This window comes from Citrobacter sp. wls706 (assembly GCF_005281305.1).
GTDB lineage: Bacteria > Pseudomonadota > Gammaproteobacteria > Enterobacterales > Enterobacteriaceae > Citrobacter > Citrobacter werkmanii.
Genome location: NZ_SZXG01000034.1, coordinates 131,727 through 148,328 on the forward strand (window position 1 = coordinate 131,727; position 16,602 = coordinate 148,328).

Below are 16,602 nucleotides of genomic sequence, written 5' to 3' on the forward strand. Positions count from 1 at the left end.
CACCATATTCTTGTCCGCGTACTGCAATAGCGACCAGCGTTATTTCCCGCCTCGATTCAACCGGCTGATGCCGTCAAAGACAAAATGCTGAGATCGAGATAACGTCCGGTCGATGCCTGCTCAGGATCTTCTGCCAGCCAGGGAATTTCCCCCAGCCCAGGTGCCGGAATCACGCGCTTCAGCGTCGCCATGTATTCCGCATGACGTTTGCCGGGCGGCGTCACATCATTGGCTACCCATCCGGCAAGCGTCAGTCCGGCCTGCTGCACCGCCTGGGCGGTCAGAATAGCGTGATTGATGCAGCCGAGCTTAACGCCAACCACCAGAATCACCGGCAACTGCTCCGTTTTGACCCAGTCGGAAAAACTCAGCGTTGGCGAAAGCGGCGTAAACCATCCCCCTGCCCCCTCCACCAGTACCCAGTCAGCCTGCGCTTCAAGCGTGCGTAACCCTGCAGACATCACGGAAGCCTGAATGGGACGACCTTCATCGGCGCTGATGATATGCGGCGAGGTGGGTTCAGCGAAGGTATAGGGATTAATCGCCGCGTAATCGACCGCCACAACGCTATGGCGCTGTAGGGCCAACGCATCGCTGTTTCGCAGACCTTCAGCGGTCATTTCGCTGCCAGACGCCACCGGCTTGTAGCCGACGGTTCGCAACCCCAGCTGTCCCGCAGCCTGAAGCAACGCACAGCTGGCGATAGTTTTACCGACTTCGGTGTCCGTCCCGGTGACAAAATACGTTTTAGTCACGTTGAATTACTCCTAAAAAAAGATGGTAGGTCAGCGGGTATTTCCCCTGCTGACAGGGCCAGGCTAACTGTAGCTGGCGCAGCTGAGCGCGCGTTAGCACACGCTGCTCGCGCCCATCATGCAAATGCGTCGCGCCAATGCCTTTTAGCGAGCGCATGGCGCTCAGCGCATCATCAAACCACAGCGTGACGGCATGAGACTGGTATTCAACATCCCAGTCATACAGGGCGTTTTCCAGTTGTTCCACGGGCAAAAAACGGTTGGCATGCTCCCGATCGTCAACCGCCTGCCAGGCCTGACGAAGTTCCGGCATCGACCCCTGCGCCAGGGTACTAAACGCCACCGTCCCGCCAGGACGCACCACCCGGTAAAGCTCGCTTAACGCGCCGCGCAGGTCGCTACACCACTGTACGGCCAGATTACTCCAGGCCAGGTCAAAGCTCGCGGTTGCCTGCGGGATGGCTTCGATATCCGCCAGCAGATAGTGATGGGCGACATCGTGACGCTGCGCTTCAGCCAGCATTTGCGATGACAGATCCAGCGCGCAAACCTCGCTCCCCTGCTCGCGCCAATAGCGACTCATACGCCCCGGCCCACAGCCCGCATCCAATACCTGCGAGAACGTACTGCCATCCAGTAGCGCCAGTAACGCATCGGCACTCTGACGCTGTAACTCTGCGTGTTGCTCATAGTGAGTGGCAGCGCGGCCAAACGCGGCGGCAATCGCCTGTTTATTGACCTGCGCCATGCAACACCTCCAGTAGACGATCGATATCCTGCACCTCATGTGCCTGCGTCAGCGTCAGCCGTAATCTGGCCGTACCGGTGGGCACCGTCGGCGGGCGAATTGCCGTCACCCAGCATCCCTGTTGTCGAAGCGCATCCGCCAGTTGCAAGGCTTTATGGTTATCGCCAACAATCAGCGGCTGAATAGCACTGGTAGAATTCGCCAGCGTTAAGCCCGCCGTATTCACCCCAGCGCGAAAACGCTGGATCAGCATCGCTAACTTTTCCCGGCGTTCATCGCCTTCACGGCTGCGGATCACCGCCAGCGCGGCGCGCAGGGCCTGAGCCTGCGCCGGAGGCATACTGGTGCTGTAGATCAAATGGCGGGCAAACTGCAACAGATAGTCGGCCACGCTGTCAGAACACAGGATTGCCGCGCCGCTGACGCCAAATCCTTTACCAAACGTCACCACTAACAGTTCGGGTTTGACCTGCTGTCGCCAGCAGGAGCCGCGCCCTTCTTCACCGGTTACGCCAACGCCGTGCGCATCGTCCACCAGCAGCCACGCACCGTGACGTTCCGCCACCGCGTGGATTTCAGCGAGCGGCGCGCTGTCGCCGTCCATGCTGAACACGCCTTCAGTCACCACAAGCTGCTGCCCCGGACAGGGGACAGTCAGCAGACGATCCAGATGTTGCGGATCGTTATGGGTAAAGCGACGTAAAACAGCAGGGCTAAGGCTGGCGGCCTCCAACAGCGAGGCATGGCTAAGCCTGTCGGCGACAATGCGATCGTCTTTTTCCATCAATGCGGCTATCACCGCCTGATTAGCGGCAAAACCGGAGATAAATAACAACGCCCGCGAATAGCCCAGCCACTGCGCCAGCTCTTCTTCCAGCGCCTGGTGAGCCACGGAATAACCGCTGACATGACCCGATCCGCCGCTGCCGACGCCAAAACGTTCAGCTCCCTGCTGCCACGCGCAGATAATCTGCGGATGGTGGCTTAAGCCAAGGTAGTCGTTGCTGGAGAAATTCAGATACTGGCGGCCGTCGGTCTGCAACCAACGACCTGCGCCCTGGGTCACCGCATAGCGCCGACGCCACGCATCAGCGCAACGACGCGCCGTGAGCGCATCGTCAATTTTTTGCTGCCAGGTCATACGGTTGCCGCGTTGTAGTAATCGTCGGTATCCGGGGTACGCAGCGCCTGCTCCAGACGTTGTTGCTGTTCGTTATCCCCTGCCAGCACCGCCGTTTGCTGCGGGTTGAGACCCAGCTTGCGGAACAACAGCAAATCTTTATCTTCATTCGGGTTCGGCGTGGTCAGCAATTTGCAGCCGTAGAAAATCGAGTTAGCCCCGGCCATAAAGCACATCGCCTGGGTTTGCTCGTTCATCTGCTCGCGCCCGGCAGAAAGACGCACGTAAGAGGTTGGCATCATGATGCGCGCCACGGCGATGGTACGGATGAAATCAAACGCGTCGACGTCGTCGTTATCCGCCAACGGCGTGCCCTTCACTTTCACCAGCATGTTGATCGGCACACTTTCCGGCGGCGTCGGCAGATTGGCTAATTGCAAAAGCAGACCGGCGCGATCGGTGACCGTTTCGCCTAATCCGACAATACCGCCTGAACAAACTTTAATCCCGGCTTCGCGCACTTTATCCAGCGTATCCAGACGTTCCTGATAAGACCGGGTGGTGATGATATTGCCGTAAAATTCCGGCGAGGTGTCGAGGTTGTGGTTGTAGTAATCCAGACCCGCATCGGCCAGGCGCTGGGCCTGGGTTTCGTTGAGCGTGCCCAGCGTCATGCAAGCTTCCAGCCCCAATTCTTTCACGCCCTGAACCATCTGTTCCAGGTAAGGCATATCGCGCTCGTGCGGGTTCTTCCACGCCGCCCCCATGCAAAACCGCGTTGAACCAGCCTGCTTCGCCTTACGCGCCGAGTCCAGCACCTGTTCCACTTCCATCAGGCGTTCCGTTTCCAGACCCGTTTTATAGCGGGAACTTTGCGGACAATATTTGCAGTCTTCCGGGCAGGCGCCGGTCTTAATCGACAACAGCGTACTGACCTGTACCTGCTGCGGATCGAAGTGCTGACGATGAACCTGTTGCGCTTCAAACAGCAGATCCAACAGTGGTTTTTCAAATAATTCGGTGACTTGCGACATTGTCCAGCGAGAAGAATGAGCCATATTGGTATACGTTTCGTTGTCAGTTTGGTGTAGACTCGTAAACCTAAATCTTTTTAATTTGGTTTACAAGTCGATTATGACAACGGACGATCTTGCGTTTGACCAACGCCATATCTGGCACCCTTACACCTCCATGACCTCCCCGTTGCCGGTGTATCCGGTGGCGCGGGCCGAAGGTTGCAAACTGATTTTAGCCAGCGGCGAGCGGCTGATTGACGGGATGTCATCCTGGTGGGCGGCGATCCACGGTTACAATCACCCGCAGTTGAACGCCGCAATGAAAACGCAGATTGACGCCATGTCGCATGTGATGTTTGGCGGCATTACCCATGCCCCGGCCATCACGCTGTGTCGCCAACTGGTGGACATGACTCCCGAAGCGCTGGAGTGCGTTTTTCTCGCGGATTCAGGTTCGGTCGCCGTGGAAGTGGCGATGAAAATGGCGCTGCAATACTGGCAGGCTAAAGGGGAATCTCGCCAGCGTTTCCTGACATTTCGTAACGGTTATCACGGCGATACCTTCGGCGCGATGTCGGTCTGCGATCCCGACAACTCAATGCACAGTCTGTGGACAGGGTATCTGCCGGAAAACCTGTTTGCACCTGCGCCGCAAAGCCGCATGGGCGGCGAGTGGGACGAACTGGACATGGTGCCTTTTGCCCGCCTGATGGCCGCGCATCGTCACGAGATTGCGGCGGTGATCCTCGAGCCAATTGTGCAGGGCGCTGGCGGCATGCGCATGTACCATCCTGAGTGGTTAAAGCGTATCCGTAAGATGTGCGACCGGGAAGGCATCCTGCTGATTGCCGATGAGATTGCCACCGGATTTGGCCGCACCGGCAAGCTGTTTGCCTGCGAGCACGCCGATATTACGCCGGATATTTTGTGCCTCGGCAAAGCGTTAACCGGCGGAACGATGACCCTTTCCGCGACCCTGACCACCCGCCTGGTCGCAGAAACCATCAGCAATGGCGAAGCGGGCTGCTTCATGCACGGCCCGACCTTTATGGGCAATCCGCTGGCTTGTGCCGTCGCCTCCGCCAGCCTGTCGCTTCTCAACACCGGCGAGTGGCGCTCGCAGGTCGCGGCCATTGAAGTACAGTTGCGTGCAGAACTCGCTCCGGCGGCGGACTCCTGTTGGGTCGCCGACGTACGCGTGCTCGGCGCAATCGGCGTGATAGAAACCCCCCAGCCGGTAAATATGGCGGCATTACAGAAGTTCTTTGTTGAACAGGGCGTGTGGGTCCGACCGTTTGGCAAGCTGATCTATCTGATGCCACCGTACATTATTCAGCCCGAGCAGTTGCGCCGCCTGACTCAGGCCGTCAATGAAGCTGTGCGCCATGCAACATTTTTTAGCGATTAATCAGCGGTAAGCTCTACGGTTTCTGGCTACACTTTTTGGCTAACGAGAGGAGTCAGTATGAAACTAATCAGTAACGATCTGCGTGATGGGGAGAAGCTTGGGCATCGTCACGTCTTTAACGGCATGGGATATGACGGGGATAATATTTCCCCGCATCTGGCATGGGATGATGTGCCCGCCGGGACTAAAAGCTTTGTCGTGACCTGTTACGATCCTGATGCGCCCACCGGCTCCGGCTGGTGGCACTGGGTAGTCGTAAATCTGCCTGCGGATACCCGCGTTCTCACGCAAGGCTTCGGCTCCGGGCTGGTTGCACTGCCGGACGGGGTGATTCAGACCCGTACGGATTTTGGTAAAGCCGGTTATGGCGGCGCAGCGCCGCCGAAGGGGGAAACTCATCGCTATATCTTTACGGTTCACGCACTGGATGTAGAGCGTATTGATGTCGATGAGGACGCCAGCGGCGCGATGGTTGGATTTAATGTTCACTTCCACTCGCTCGCCAGCGCCTCGATTACGGCGATGTTTAGTTAAGTGCTGTTGTGCCGGATGTCGGCTTCGCCTTCATCCGGCCTACAAAGCAGACCGTAGGCCTGCTCCATCAGGCAATTTTCTACAGAAATTCAGGCAGCAATTTCAGCAACGTTCCCTGCGCTAACAGTTCGGTCGCGGACGCAATATCCGGGGCGAAAAAGCGATCCTGCGTATAGTGGGCAACCCGCTCGCGTAGCGCCCGGCGCGCTTGCTCGAGCAATGGACTTGAGGTTAACCCTTCACGTAGATCGATTCCCTGACACGCCGCCAGCCACTCGACGGCAATCACGCCGCGCGTATTCGCCGCCATCTCCCACAGCCTGCGACCCGCCGCGGGAGCCATAGAGACATGATCCTCCTGGTTGGCGGATGTCGGTAAGCTGTCTACGCTATGCGGATGCGCCAGCGCTTTGTTCTCGCTCGCCAGCGCGGCAGCCGTCACCTGAGCAATCATAAAGCCGGAGTTAACTCCGCCATTTTTCACCAGGAAAGGCGGCAGTTGCGACATGTGTTTATCCATCATCAGCGCAATGCGTCGCTCCGATAACGATCCGATTTCCGCAATCGCCAGCGCCAGGTTATCCGCCGCCATCGCCACGGGTTCAGCATGGAAGTTGCCGCCGGAAATCACATCGCCCTCTTCGGCAAACACCAGCGGGTTGTCGGAAACCGCGTTAGCTTCCACCAGCAGAACATCCATCACCTGCCGCATTTGCGTCAGACATGCCCCCATCACCTGCGGCTGACAGCGCAGAGAATACGGGTCCTGCACTTTTTCACAGTTATGATGCGACTGCGAAAGCGCACTGGAATCCGTCAACACATGACGGTACAGCGCCGCGGCGTCAATCTGTCCGCGTTGTCCTCGCGCGGCATGAATCCGCGCGTCAAACGGACGACGGGAGCCCAAAACGGCTTCGGTGGTCAGCGCCCCGCACACCGTTGCGGACGCAAACAGCTCCTGAGCTTCAATTAGCCCACGCAGCGCAAAGGCCGTCGAAGCCTGGGTGCCGTTGAGCAGCGCCAGCCCTTCTTTCGCTTCCAGCGTTATCGGCTCCAGCCCGGCCTTTTTCAGCGCTTCGGTCGCCGGGAGCCATTCCCCCTGCCAGCGCGCCTTCCCTTCGCCCAGCAGCGTCAAAGACATATGCGCCAGCGGGGCCAGGTCACCCGATGCTCCTACGGAGCCTTTCGCCGGGATCAGCGGATACACCTCGGCATTCACCAGCGCAATCAGCGCTTCAATCACGCTCAGGCGAATACCGGAAAAACCGCGCGCCAGGCTGTTGATTTTCAGCACCATAATCAGACGCACCATCGCGTCGTCCAGCGCCTCGCCGACGCCAGCCGCATGGGAAAGCACCAACGAGCGCTGCAGATTCTGCAAATCTTCTGTGGCGATACGGGTCTGGGCCAGCAGTCCAAAACCGGTATTAATACCGTATGCTGTACGGCCTTCAGCGACAATGTTATTGACGCAGGCGACGCTTGCGTTAATGGCGTCAATCGCGCTGGCATCAAGGCTTAGTTGGACCGGTTGCTGCCAGATGTCGCGGAGCTGTGCAAAAGTCAGTTGGCCCGGCGTTAATGTCATGGTATTCATCTCAGCGTTTCCCCTGCGTCGCAGCAACCATCGGCAAATTCAATCCTTCTTCGACAGCACATTCCACCGCAATATCATACCCGGCGTCAGCGTGGCGCATCACCCCAGTGGCCGGATCGTTATGCAATACCCGGGCAATACGCGCAGCGGCTTCATCAGTGCCATCACAAACAATGACCATCCCGGCATGCTGGGAGAACCCCATTCCCACTCCGCCACCGTGGTGCAATGACACCCACGTCGCACCGCTGGCGGTGTTCAGCAGCGCATTCAGCAGCGGCCAGTCGGATACGGCGTCAGACCCATCGCGCATGGCTTCGGTTTCGCGGTTCGGACTGGCAACGGAGCCGGAGTCCAGATGGTCACGGCCAATAACAATTGGCGCGGACACTTCCCCCCTGCGCACCATTTCATTAAACGCCAGCCCCAGCTTTTGGCGCCATTCCAGGCCGACCCAGCAGATACGCGCCGGTAAGCCCTGGAAGTTAATCCGCTCACGCGCCATATCCAGCCAGTGATGTAGATGCTTATCGTCAGCCACGATCTCTTTCACTTTGGCATCGGTTTTATAAATATCCTGCGGATCGCCGGAAAGCGCCACCCAGCGGAACGGGCCAATACCACGACAGAACAGCGGTCGAATATACGCTGGCACAAAGCCGGGGAAATCAAAGGCATTTTCCACGCCCATCTCTTTGGCCATCTGGCGAATGTTATTGCCGTAATCAAACGTCGGTACGCCCATTTTGCTAAATGCCAGCATCGCTTCGACATGCGTTGCCATTGAGCGTTTCGCCGCCTGCACCGTGCCCTGCGGATCGGACACCGCTTTCACCTGGTACTCTTCCCAGCTCCAGCCGGACGGCAGATAACCATGCAGCGGATCGTGGGCGCTGGTCTGGTCGGTCACCATATCCGGGCGCACACCACGTTTCACCAGCTCCGGCACAACGTCGGCGGCATTCGCGCACAGCGCAATGGAAACCGCTTTACCCTCACGGGTGTACTTATCGATACGCGCCAGCGCATCGTCCAGCGATGTCGCCTGCTCGTCCACGTATCGGGTACGCAGACGAAAATCAATGCGGCTTTGCTGACATTCAATGTTCAGCGAGCATGCGCCCGCCAGCGTCGCGGCTAACGGCTGCGCCCCGCCCATCCCGCCCAGCCCGGCGGTTAGCACCCAGCGTCCGCTCAGGTTACCCTGATAATGCTGACGCCCGGCCTCAACAAAGGTTTCATACGTCCCCTGCACGATGCCCTGACTACCAATGTAGATCCAGCTCCCGGCGGTCATCTGACCGTACATCGCCAGTCCTTTAGCATCCAGCTCGTTGAAGTGCTCCCAGGTTGCCCAGTGCGGAACCAGGTTAGAGTTAGCAATCAGTACACGCGGGGCGTTGTCATGGGTTTTGAACACACCGACCGGTTTACCCGACTGGACCAGCAGGGTCTCATCGCTCTCCAGTTGCGTCAGCGCATTAACGATGGCGTCGTAACATTCCCAGTCACGCGCGGCGCGGCCAATCCCGCCGTATACCACCAGCTCATGCGGATTTTCCGCCACGTCGGGATCCAGGTTGTTCATTAACATGCGCAGCGGGGCTTCGGTCAGCCAGCTTTTGGCCGTTAAGGTGGTGCCACGCGGGGCACGAATATCCTGCTGACGATATTTGCTATGGGACATGACAGAAAACTCCTCACGAACGTCGGATAGATAAGTAACATATACTTGTCTATACAAGCTGCCGCAAGAATGATTTTAACAATTAAGATACATTTTTATTATATTGCGTCAGCAATCACGGTTTTGGTATCCCGACATCAGGACATAAACCGTCCTTGCAGGCGATAGCGGGAACCCGGAAACAGCAAACGGGCATGAGAGACAATGGATGACGCGGACCAGGTTTTGCGGCGGATCAGCAAGCAGGGATCGTGTTCTTTGATATTCAGCAACGCGCACTCTTCAGCACTGGCGCGTACCGCTTCGACAATGTGCTCACCTTCCGTTAAAGGGGCGATCAGCGACAGGTAAGCGTGCGGCGTGGTCTGGCTGTAATCCTGCGCCAGATACTCCGGCACAATCTCCGCATTCACACAGCGATCTTCAATTTGTACCGGCAAATCGTTCTCGTAGTGCACCATGATGGAGTGAAAAATGGGGGTGCCTTCTTTAACGTTTAACACCAAAGCCTGCTGCGCGTTGGCCAGGGTTCTTTCCAGCGTCAGAACTTCACAACGGTGCTGATGCTGACGCGCGTTGATTTCATCCGCAATGCTGCGAATTTCAAACAGCGCAGACTGACCTTTTGGCTCGGCGACAAACGTCCCCACCCCCTGCAAACGTACCAGCAACCCCTCATCCGTTAACTCACGCAGTGCCCGATTGATGGTCATTCGGCTAAAACCATACTGTGCCACCAGCTCTGCCTCAGACGGGATACGATCGTGAGCTTGCCAGATGCCGCTGGCAATTTTTTCGCTGATCTCCTGTTTTACCTTTTCGTAAAAAGGGGCCGGAGCAGAACGGGATGGGAGCATGCGTGTGCCTTCCTTAAGCTGAAATGTGAATGGGTATAGTTTACAGACATTACCCGAACCTGATAAGCGTAACGCCCTCAGGCATGTCAGTGCCACCAGTGCGCAATTTGCCAGCCTAATCGCGCCGCAACGCGTGCCGCTCTGCCATCATCGTCAAAGCGTGGATTAAATTCAACCATATCCACCGCCTGCAGTTTACCGCTACGACAAAGGGGTTCAATCAGCCCCAACAGCGTCGCCAACGGTACGCCCAGCGCAGCGGGCGCTGACACCGCGGGCATTTCCCAAACCGGCAGCACGTCAAGGTCGATAGTCAGATAGATGACATCCACGCCAGAGGCAAACTGCGCCAGCTGGGCTTGTGCCGACTCACAGTGCAAATCTTCCACCACGGTGACACCGAGCCGCTGCGCTTCATCCCACAGCGCCTGGGTATTTGCCGCCCGACTGACGCCGATACAGGCATAGTGAAATCCGCGCTGCTGTTCATCGCAAAGGTGCGCTAACTGACGAAACGGCGTACCGGATGTGGCCTGTTCGGCATGACGCAAATCGAGATGCGCGTCGAAATTGATGATGCCCACTTTTGCCTGCGGGAACGCATCCAGCACGCCAGCGCCATGCGCAAACGCGGTTTCGTGCCCTCCCCCCAGTACCAGGGTACGCATATTCTCCTGCTGACAGCGCTGTACCGCCTTGCGTAGCGCCTGCTGCGCACCCTCAAGGTCGGGGGCCTGCGCCACAATATTACCCAGATCCACCAGCCGCTGATGCCCGTCGTGACTGGCTAAATTCGCCAGCGCTTTACGTAGCGCGTCTGGCGCTCCGGCTGCTCCCGTGCGCCCCTGATTACGTTTAACGCCTTCATCACAGGCAAAACCAAGCAGTGCTATCTGCTCAGAGTACATTTCCGGGGAGAACGCCGGACTCAGCGTAATGGTCTGAAACAGGCGCAGCGCAGTCGGTGACTCGGCGCGGTCATCTCGCCCCTGCCAGAGCGCAGGAGAAGCAGGTTGCCAGTTAGTCATGCAGGTTGTCCTTTGAATACACGTTGGTAGAGCGGGTTACGCCCAGGCTCATAGAGGATCTCGACCGGGAGTTCGGCATCCCACACCACAAAATCGGCCACAAACCCGGCCTTCAATTGACCGTGAGTGGCATGACGGCCCAGCGCCCGGGCCGCATGACGGGTGACGCCAGCCCACGCTTCTTCCGGCGTTAAGCCAAACTGGACGCAAGCCATGTTCATCGCCCAGTGCAGACTGATAAACGGACTGGTGCCAGGGTTGAAGTCGGTCGCCACCGCCATCGGCACCTGATATTGCCGTAACAGCTCTACCGGCGGACGCTGTTGCTCTTTGAGGAAATAGAAAGCGCCGGGCAACAACACCCCAACCGTACCGCTTTGGCTCATCGCCGCCACGCCCGCTTCATCAAGATATTCAATATGGTCGGCTGATAAACCGTGGTAGCGGCTCACCAGTTGGGCGCCACCGAGCAATGACAGTTGTTCAACATGCGCTTTGACCGGGATGCCCAGCGCCTGTGCGGCCTGAAACACCCGCTCACTCTGCGCCAGCGTAAAACCGACGCTTTCACAGAACAGATCGACGGTCTCGAACAGCCCTTGTTCCCACAACCGCGGCAAAATAGTCTCGCATACCAGCGTAATATAGCCGTCAGGATCGCCCTGGTATTCCGCCGGGGTAGCATGCGCGGCCAACAGCGTGGGGCTTATTTCAATCACATCTTCCGCCGCCAGCGCTGCCACCACACGTAATATTTTCTCTTCTGTCTGCAAATCCAGACCATAACCAGACTTTATTTCCAGTAGCGTAACGCCTTCTTTGATCAACCGCTCCATACGCTGATGCGCTATATGAAGAAGTTGTTCATCAGTGGCGCTGCGGGTCGCCGACACGGTGGCATTAATACCGCCCCCCTGGGCGCTTATCTGCTGGTAGGAAACACCGTTAAGCCGCTGCTCCCATTCACCTGCGCGATTCCCGCCAAAGACCAGGTGCGTATGGCAGTCGATCAGGCCAGGGGTAACCAGCCGGCCCTGCATATCAAAGGTATTGTCATGTGTGAGGTATAACGAAGACTCCGGCACAATAGCGCGAATCTTACCCTGGCGGACGATCAACGCATGTCCATCCACCAGCCCATACGGGTTATCACGTTCAGGATCCATGGTCGCCAGGCGAACATTGCGCCAGATAACATCATCAGGGAAGAATTGCTGCATTTGACTCACCACTTGTCATAGGTTGTATAGACATTTATTTTTGATTCTGCGGATGTTGTCAACCTGAAGGACCATAATTGTTATCTATTTGTGATATAAGGTCTCTCCGCGCCGGGCATTACGGCGATAAAAAAGAACTTTTTACCTTTTAACCTTCCCGTTTCGCTCAACTTAGTATAAAAAAGCAGGCTTCAATGGATAACTTTCAAAGCCCGGAGCAACCTGTGAACATATCATCAGTTTCCCGTCTGGCGCTGGCAATGGCTTTTGGCGTGACGCTGACCGCCTGTAGCTCTACACCGCCCGATCAAATTCCTTCCGATCAGACCGCGCCAGGCACCGCTTCGCGCCCGATTCTGTCGGTCAATGAAGCGAAAAACTTCGTCGCCGCGCACTATTTTTCCGCGCTGACGCCAAATACCGCGCCATGGGGCCCCTCTGCTATTACTTTGCCCGCGCAGCCTGACTTTGTCGTTGGCCCGGCAGGCACCCAGGGCGTGACGCATACCAGCATTCAGGCCGCGGTTGATGCGGCAATCATCAAACGTACCAACAAACGTCAGTACATCGCGATCATGCCGGGCGAATATCAGGGCACGGTCTATATCCCGGCAGCGACAGGAAGCCTGACGCTTTATGGTACTGGTGAAAAACCGCTGGATGTGAAAATTGGCCAGGCCATTGACGGTGATATGAGCACCGCTGACTGGCGTCGTACGGTGAACCCGGGCGGTAAATATATGCCGGGCAAACCTGCGTGGTATATGTTTGATAATTGCCAGAACAAGCGCGGCACGAATATAGGCGTGATGTGTTCGGCGGTCGTTTGGTCGCAAAATAACGGTCTGCAATTGCAGAACCTGACCATCGAAAACAACCTCGGTGATAGCGTTGATGCAGGTAACCATCCGGCCGTCGCCCTGCGTACCGATGGCGATAAAGTGCAGATCAACAAGGTCAACATCCTGGGCCGTCAGAATACCTTCTTCGTGACCAACAGCGGCGTACAAAACCGTCTGGAAAACGATCGTCAGCCGCGTACGCTGGTGACGAACAGCTACATTGAAGGCGATGTGGATATCGTGTCTGGTCGTGGCGCGGTGGTATTCGATAACACCGATTTCCGCGTTGTGAACTCCCGTACCCAGCAGGAAGCGTACGTGTTTGCACCGGCTACCCTGTCAAACATCTACTACGGTTTCCTGGCTATCAATAGCCGCTTCACGGCAAGTGGTGATGGCGTGGCGCAGCTGGGCCGCTCGCTGGATGTTGATTCTAACACCAATGGACAGGTGGTTATTCGCGACAGCGTGATTAACGAAGGCTTTAACATGGCGAAGCCGTGGGCTGACAGCGTTATCTCAAAACATCCATTTACCGGTAATACCGGTGCGGAAGATGATAAAGGCGAAATCCAGCGCAACCTGAACGACACCAACTTCAACCGCATGTGGGAATACAACAACCGCGGTATTGGTAGCAAAGTGATTGCTGAACCTAAGCAGTAATCGCCATTCTCTGATGTAAACCCGGCAGACTCATGCTCTGCCGGGCAATGTGCCGGATACTCATCCGGCATTAGACGCAATATTAGTACGCGTTAACCACCACCCACATCGGGCCCTGGCCTACCGCGTAACGACCTTTCTCCGTCAGCAACCCTTGTTCGCCAGCGATCTCGTACACCGCGATGTGATGAGATTTTTGCCCGGCGGCGATCAGGTATTTACCGCTGTGGTCGATATTAAAACCGCGCGGTTGCGTTTCGGTCGGCTGGAAGCCTTCTTTCGTCAGCACACTTCCGTCTTCTGAGACGCTAAACACCGTAATCAGGCTGGCGGTACGATCGCAGGCATACAGATGACGACCATCCGGTGTAATATGAATATCTGCCGCCCATCGGGTATCGGAGAAATCAGTTGGCATCATATCCAGCGTCTGCACACACTCAATTTTGCCGTGCGGATCTTTCAGCTCCCAGACGTCAACAGAGCTGTTCAGCTCATTCACGCAATAGGCGTATTGCTTATTCGGATGGAACACCATATGACGCGGACCCGCACCTTCCACGGTGGTCACTTCTGCTGGCTCCTGCGCGACCAGATGGCCATCATCGCTGACGTCAAACAGACAGATACGATCCTGCTTCAACGCCGGGACCCACAGAATGCGGTTATCCGGAGAGATGTTGGCCGAGTGGCAGCCGTCAAGACCTTCAATCACATCCACCAGCCCCACCGGTAGACCATCTTCCAGACGCGTGACGCTCACGCTGCCCGCATTATAGGAGCCGACAAACACAAAACGCCCCTGATGATCGGTAGAAATATGCGTCGGGCTACCCGGCAGTGCAGACTCCGCAACGAAGGTCAGCGCACCGTCATCAGGCGCAATACGATATGCCAGAACACGAAACTCCGGGCGCACACCGACATAGAGATAGCGCTTATCCGGGCTGACGACCATCGGCTGTACCTGACCCGGCACATCAACCACCTGGGTCAGCGTCAAAGAACCATCGTGATTCAGGCTCCAGACATGAATTTGCTGACTCTCAGGACTGGCGGTATAAACGGTTTGTTTCATGAATACTCCTTTGCTTGTTGGCAGGTGGCTGCAATTGCCTGACACACGCCTAAGGTAGACGCTTTTAACGGTGAATGCTTAATTAAGACTCAGAATTTTGTCCGGCTCCCGTCTCGGTGTACCATTCCAGCAGACACAATTCTCAACCTTAATCTGGAAAAACCTATGACCGCACGCGTGATTGCCCTGGATTTAGACGGTACCTTGCTGACTCCGAAAAAAACCTTGTTGCCATCCTCTCTTGAAGCGCTCTCACGCGCCAGAGAAGCAGGCTACCAACTTATCATTGTCACAGGTCGCCATCACGTTGCTATTCATCCTTTTTATCAGGCGCTGGCGCTGGATACACCTGCAATTTGCTGCAACGGCACTTACTTGTATGATTATCATGCAAAAAAGGTACTGGAATCCGATCCTCTTCCGGTTGACCAGGCATTGCAGCTGATCGAAATGCTGGATGAACATCAGATTCATGGGCTGATGTATGTTGACGAGGCCATGCTGTATGAGCGTCCGACCGGGCATGTGGTGCGTACCGCTAACTGGGCGCAAACGCTGCCGCCGGAACAGCGCCCAACCTTCACCCAGGTTCCTTCGCTGGCGCAGGCCGCGCATGATGTCAACGCTGTGTGGAAATTTGCCCTGACCGACGAAGATATTCCAAAACTGCAGCAGTTTGGTAAAGACGTTGAACAACAACTGGGGCTGGAGTGTGAATGGTCCTGGCACGATCAGGTCGACATTGCCCGTAAAGGTAACAGCAAAGGGCGACGTCTTACTCAGTGGATCGAAGCGCAGGGTGGGTCAATGGAAAATGTGATCGCCTTTGGCGACAACTTTAACGATATCAGCATGCTGGAAGCCGCAGGCACCGGCGTGGCGATGGGTAACGCTGATGACGCGGTCAAAGCCCGCGCCAACATCGTGATTGGTGACAATACCACCGACAGCATCGCGAAGTTTATCTACACCCACCTGCTGTAATCAGGCGGTGATCGACACGCTCTTAATTTGCGCGTACAGCCACAGGCCAGGTTTGATGCCAAGCTCATCCCTGGCCCACGGGCTGATCCTCGCCCACAGCGTTTTCCCGCCTACCTCAAGCTGCACTTCCACCTGGCCGTTATCGTCATAGCACTGGGCGACCTTCGCACGCAGTATGTTACGAATACTGGTCTGCTGGGGCGGCTGGAGTACCAGCGAAACATCAGACGCCTGAATGCGAATGCGCAGCACGGATTGCAGCGGCTGCTCAAGCTTGTTGACCCACAGATGCTGATCGCCCAGCGCCAGCGCGGTCATCGCGTAGTGAGGATGATGCTCCAGCACGCTGACTTTCAGAATGCTACTCTGCTGTTCTTTCGGCAGCCAGGGGTGCATTACGCTACTCCCCCAGACGTCCTCCAGCGAACCAAATGCTTTGACCTGCCCATTTTCCAGCACCATCACTTTGTCTGCCAGGTGCAAAATCTCATCAAGCGAGTGGCTGACATACAGCATCGGAATATTAATTTCACGCGCCAGACGTTGCAGATAAGGCAGCAGCTCGCGTTTGCGCGGAATATCCAGCGAGGCTAACGGTTCATCAAGCAGTAATAACTCTGGCGCGGTAAGCAGCGCCCGACCAATAGCGACGCGCTGTTTTTCGCCGCCGGAAAGACTTCCCGGTAGGCGATCAAGCAGCGGTTCAATGCCCAGCAACGCCACCAGCTTATCAAACTGCCCGGCCATGCTTTTCGCCATACCGTAGCGCAGGTTACCGCGCACCTTATAATGGGGAAACAGACGCGCATCCTGGAATACATAGCCCACCCGACGCTTTTCAGGCGTTAAGCAGATTCCGTTTTCGACATCGTTTAACACCCGACCGTTAAGCACAATACGCCCGGACTGCGGCTGCGTCAGGCCGCTGATAGCGTTGATCAGCGACGTTTTCCCAGCGCCGGAGACGCCAAAAATAGCGGTAATCCCACTGGCAGGCAGCGTTTCATTGAGCGTCAGGCAATGGGTTCCCAGCGTCTGGGAGAAGTTAAGTTCCAGCAT

15 protein-coding genes are annotated in these 16,602 nt (G+C 56.5%); 4 read left to right on the forward strand and 11 right to left on the reverse strand.

What is annotated here, in order from left to right:
- Positions 1-56: 56 nt before the first annotated feature.
- From bioD to bioB, 4 genes are read right to left on the reverse strand one after another with little or no spacing between them, the layout of a single operon-like run.
- Positions 57-755 (reverse strand): dethiobiotin synthase, encoded by a 699-nt coding sequence (gene bioD / locus FDW92_RS16005; protein ID WP_042309629.1) that lies wholly within the window; start codon positions 753-755, stop codon positions 57-59.
- A complete protein-coding gene (bioC, locus tag FDW92_RS16010) occupies positions 748-1,503 on the reverse strand; it encodes a malonyl-ACP O-methyltransferase BioC (protein ID WP_042309631.1) in 756 nt (251 codons plus the stop codon). The genes bioD and bioC overlap by 8 nt, the downstream gene beginning before the upstream one ends.
- Positions 1,487-2,644 (reverse strand): 8-amino-7-oxononanoate synthase, encoded by a 1,158-nt coding sequence (bioF, locus tag FDW92_RS16015; protein WP_042309632.1) that lies wholly within the window; start codon positions 2,642-2,644, stop codon positions 1,487-1,489. Before bioF ends, bioC begins: the two co-directional genes overlap by 17 nt.
- Positions 2,641-3,681, reverse strand: a complete 1,041-nt coding sequence (gene bioB / locus FDW92_RS16020; RefSeq protein WP_042309634.1) for a biotin synthase BioB — start codon at positions 3,679-3,681, stop codon at positions 2,641-2,643. Before bioB ends, bioF begins: the two co-directional genes overlap by 4 nt.
- Positions 3,682-3,757: 76 nt before the next feature.
- On the opposite strand from bioB, the gene bioA reads away from it, so the two are divergent.
- Together bioA and FDW92_RS16030 are read left to right on the forward strand one after the other, a co-directional pair.
- Complete coding sequence (gene bioA, locus FDW92_RS16025; RefSeq protein WP_137400661.1) at positions 3,758-5,047, forward strand: adenosylmethionine--8-amino-7-oxononanoate transaminase; 1,290 nt, start codon at positions 3,758-3,760, stop codon at positions 5,045-5,047.
- Positions 5,048-5,104: 57 nt separating this feature from the next.
- Positions 5,105-5,581, forward strand: coding sequence for a kinase inhibitor (locus FDW92_RS16030; protein WP_038639028.1), 477 nt, complete (start codon positions 5,105-5,107; stop codon positions 5,579-5,581).
- A 79-nt stretch (positions 5,582-5,660) separates the two neighbouring features.
- Here FDW92_RS16030 and hutH read toward each other — a convergent pair whose 3' ends face one another.
- From hutH to hutI, 5 genes are all read right to left on the reverse strand, one after another.
- Positions 5,661-7,181, reverse strand: coding sequence for a histidine ammonia-lyase (hutH, locus tag FDW92_RS16035; protein WP_042309639.1), 1,521 nt, complete (start codon positions 7,179-7,181; stop codon positions 5,661-5,663).
- A 1-nt stretch (position 7,182) separates the two neighbouring features.
- Entirely contained in the window at positions 7,183-8,868 is a 1,686-nt protein-coding gene (hutU, locus tag FDW92_RS16040; protein WP_042309642.1) for a urocanate hydratase, read from the reverse strand.
- 137 nt (positions 8,869-9,005) lie between these two features.
- A complete protein-coding gene (locus FDW92_RS16045) occupies positions 9,006-9,725 on the reverse strand; it encodes a histidine utilization repressor (protein ID WP_042309644.1) in 720 nt (239 codons plus the stop codon).
- 86 nt (positions 9,726-9,811) lie between these two features.
- Entirely contained in the window at positions 9,812-10,753 is a 942-nt protein-coding gene (gene hutG / locus FDW92_RS16050) for a formimidoylglutamase (protein WP_042309646.1), read from the reverse strand.
- Positions 10,750-11,973, reverse strand: coding sequence for an imidazolonepropionase (hutI, locus tag FDW92_RS16055; RefSeq protein WP_042309649.1), 1,224 nt, complete (start codon positions 11,971-11,973; stop codon positions 10,750-10,752). The genes hutG and hutI overlap by 4 nt, the downstream gene beginning before the upstream one ends.
- A 224-nt stretch (positions 11,974-12,197) precedes the next feature.
- Here hutI and FDW92_RS16060 point away from each other — a divergent pair, with 224 nt between their 5' ends.
- The gene (locus tag FDW92_RS16060) at positions 12,198-13,481 is read left to right on the forward strand and encodes a putative acyl-CoA thioester hydrolase (protein WP_042310154.1); all 1,284 of its coding nucleotides are present in this window, start codon (positions 12,198-12,200) and stop codon (positions 13,479-13,481) included.
- 82 nt (positions 13,482-13,563) lie between these two features.
- Here the strand turns inward: FDW92_RS16060 and pgl are convergent, their stop codons facing one another.
- On the reverse strand, positions 13,564-14,559 hold the full coding sequence (pgl, locus tag FDW92_RS16065; protein WP_042309651.1) for a 6-phosphogluconolactonase: 996 nt from the start codon (positions 14,557-14,559) through the stop codon (positions 13,564-13,566).
- Positions 14,560-14,724: 165 nt separating this feature from the next.
- Between pgl and FDW92_RS16070 the strand changes: the two genes are divergently transcribed.
- Positions 14,725-15,543 carry a pyridoxal phosphatase gene (locus tag FDW92_RS16070; RefSeq protein ID WP_042309653.1) on the forward strand — a complete coding sequence of 273 codons (819 nt, stop codon included), beginning with the start codon at positions 14,725-14,727 and terminating at the stop codon, positions 15,541-15,543.
- On the opposite strand, the gene modC is transcribed toward FDW92_RS16070, so the two are convergent.
- Complete coding sequence (gene modC, locus FDW92_RS16075) at positions 15,544-16,602, reverse strand: molybdenum ABC transporter ATP-binding protein ModC (protein WP_038638999.1); 1,059 nt, start codon at positions 16,600-16,602, stop codon at positions 15,544-15,546.

What these genes read in the sequence shown, in the direction of transcription:
- hutG (WP_042309646.1), bottom strand. Translation starts at nt 10,753, where the DNA reads ATGACTAACTGGCAACCTGCTTCTCCTGCGCTCTGGCAGGGGCGAGAT.
- FDW92_RS16070 (WP_042309653.1), top strand. Translation starts at nt 14,725, where the DNA reads ATGACCGCACGCGTGATTGCCCTGGATTTAGACGGTACCTTGCTGACT.
- hutH (WP_042309639.1), bottom strand. Translation starts at nt 7,181, where the DNA reads ATGAATACCATGACATTAACGCCGGGCCAACTGACTTTTGCACAGCTC.
- bioB (WP_042309634.1), bottom strand. Translation starts at nt 3,681, where the DNA reads ATGGCTCATTCTTCTCGCTGGACAATGTCGCAAGTCACCGAATTATTT.
- bioA (WP_137400661.1), top strand. Translation starts at nt 3,758, where the DNA reads ATGACAACGGACGATCTTGCGTTTGACCAACGCCATATCTGGCACCCT.
- hutI (WP_042309649.1), bottom strand. Translation starts at nt 11,973, where the DNA reads ATGCAGCAATTCTTCCCTGATGATGTTATCTGGCGCAATGTTCGCCTG.
- bioF (WP_042309632.1), bottom strand. Translation starts at nt 2,644, where the DNA reads ATGACCTGGCAGCAAAAAATTGACGATGCGCTCACGGCGCGTCGTTGC.
- bioC (WP_042309631.1), bottom strand. Translation starts at nt 1,503, where the DNA reads ATGGCGCAGGTCAATAAACAGGCGATTGCCGCCGCGTTTGGCCGCGCT.
- modC (WP_038638999.1), bottom strand. Translation starts at nt 16,602, where the DNA reads ATGCTGGAACTTAACTTCTCCCAGACGCTGGGAACCCATTGCCTGACG.
- hutU (WP_042309642.1), bottom strand. Translation starts at nt 8,868, where the DNA reads ATGTCCCATAGCAAATATCGTCAGCAGGATATTCGTGCCCCGCGTGGC.
- FDW92_RS16045 (WP_042309644.1), bottom strand. Translation starts at nt 9,725, where the DNA reads ATGCTCCCATCCCGTTCTGCTCCGGCCCCTTTTTACGAAAAGGTAAAA.
- FDW92_RS16030 (WP_038639028.1), top strand. Translation starts at nt 5,105, where the DNA reads ATGAAACTAATCAGTAACGATCTGCGTGATGGGGAGAAGCTTGGGCAT.
- pgl (WP_042309651.1), bottom strand. Translation starts at nt 14,559, where the DNA reads ATGAAACAAACCGTTTATACCGCCAGTCCTGAGAGTCAGCAAATTCAT.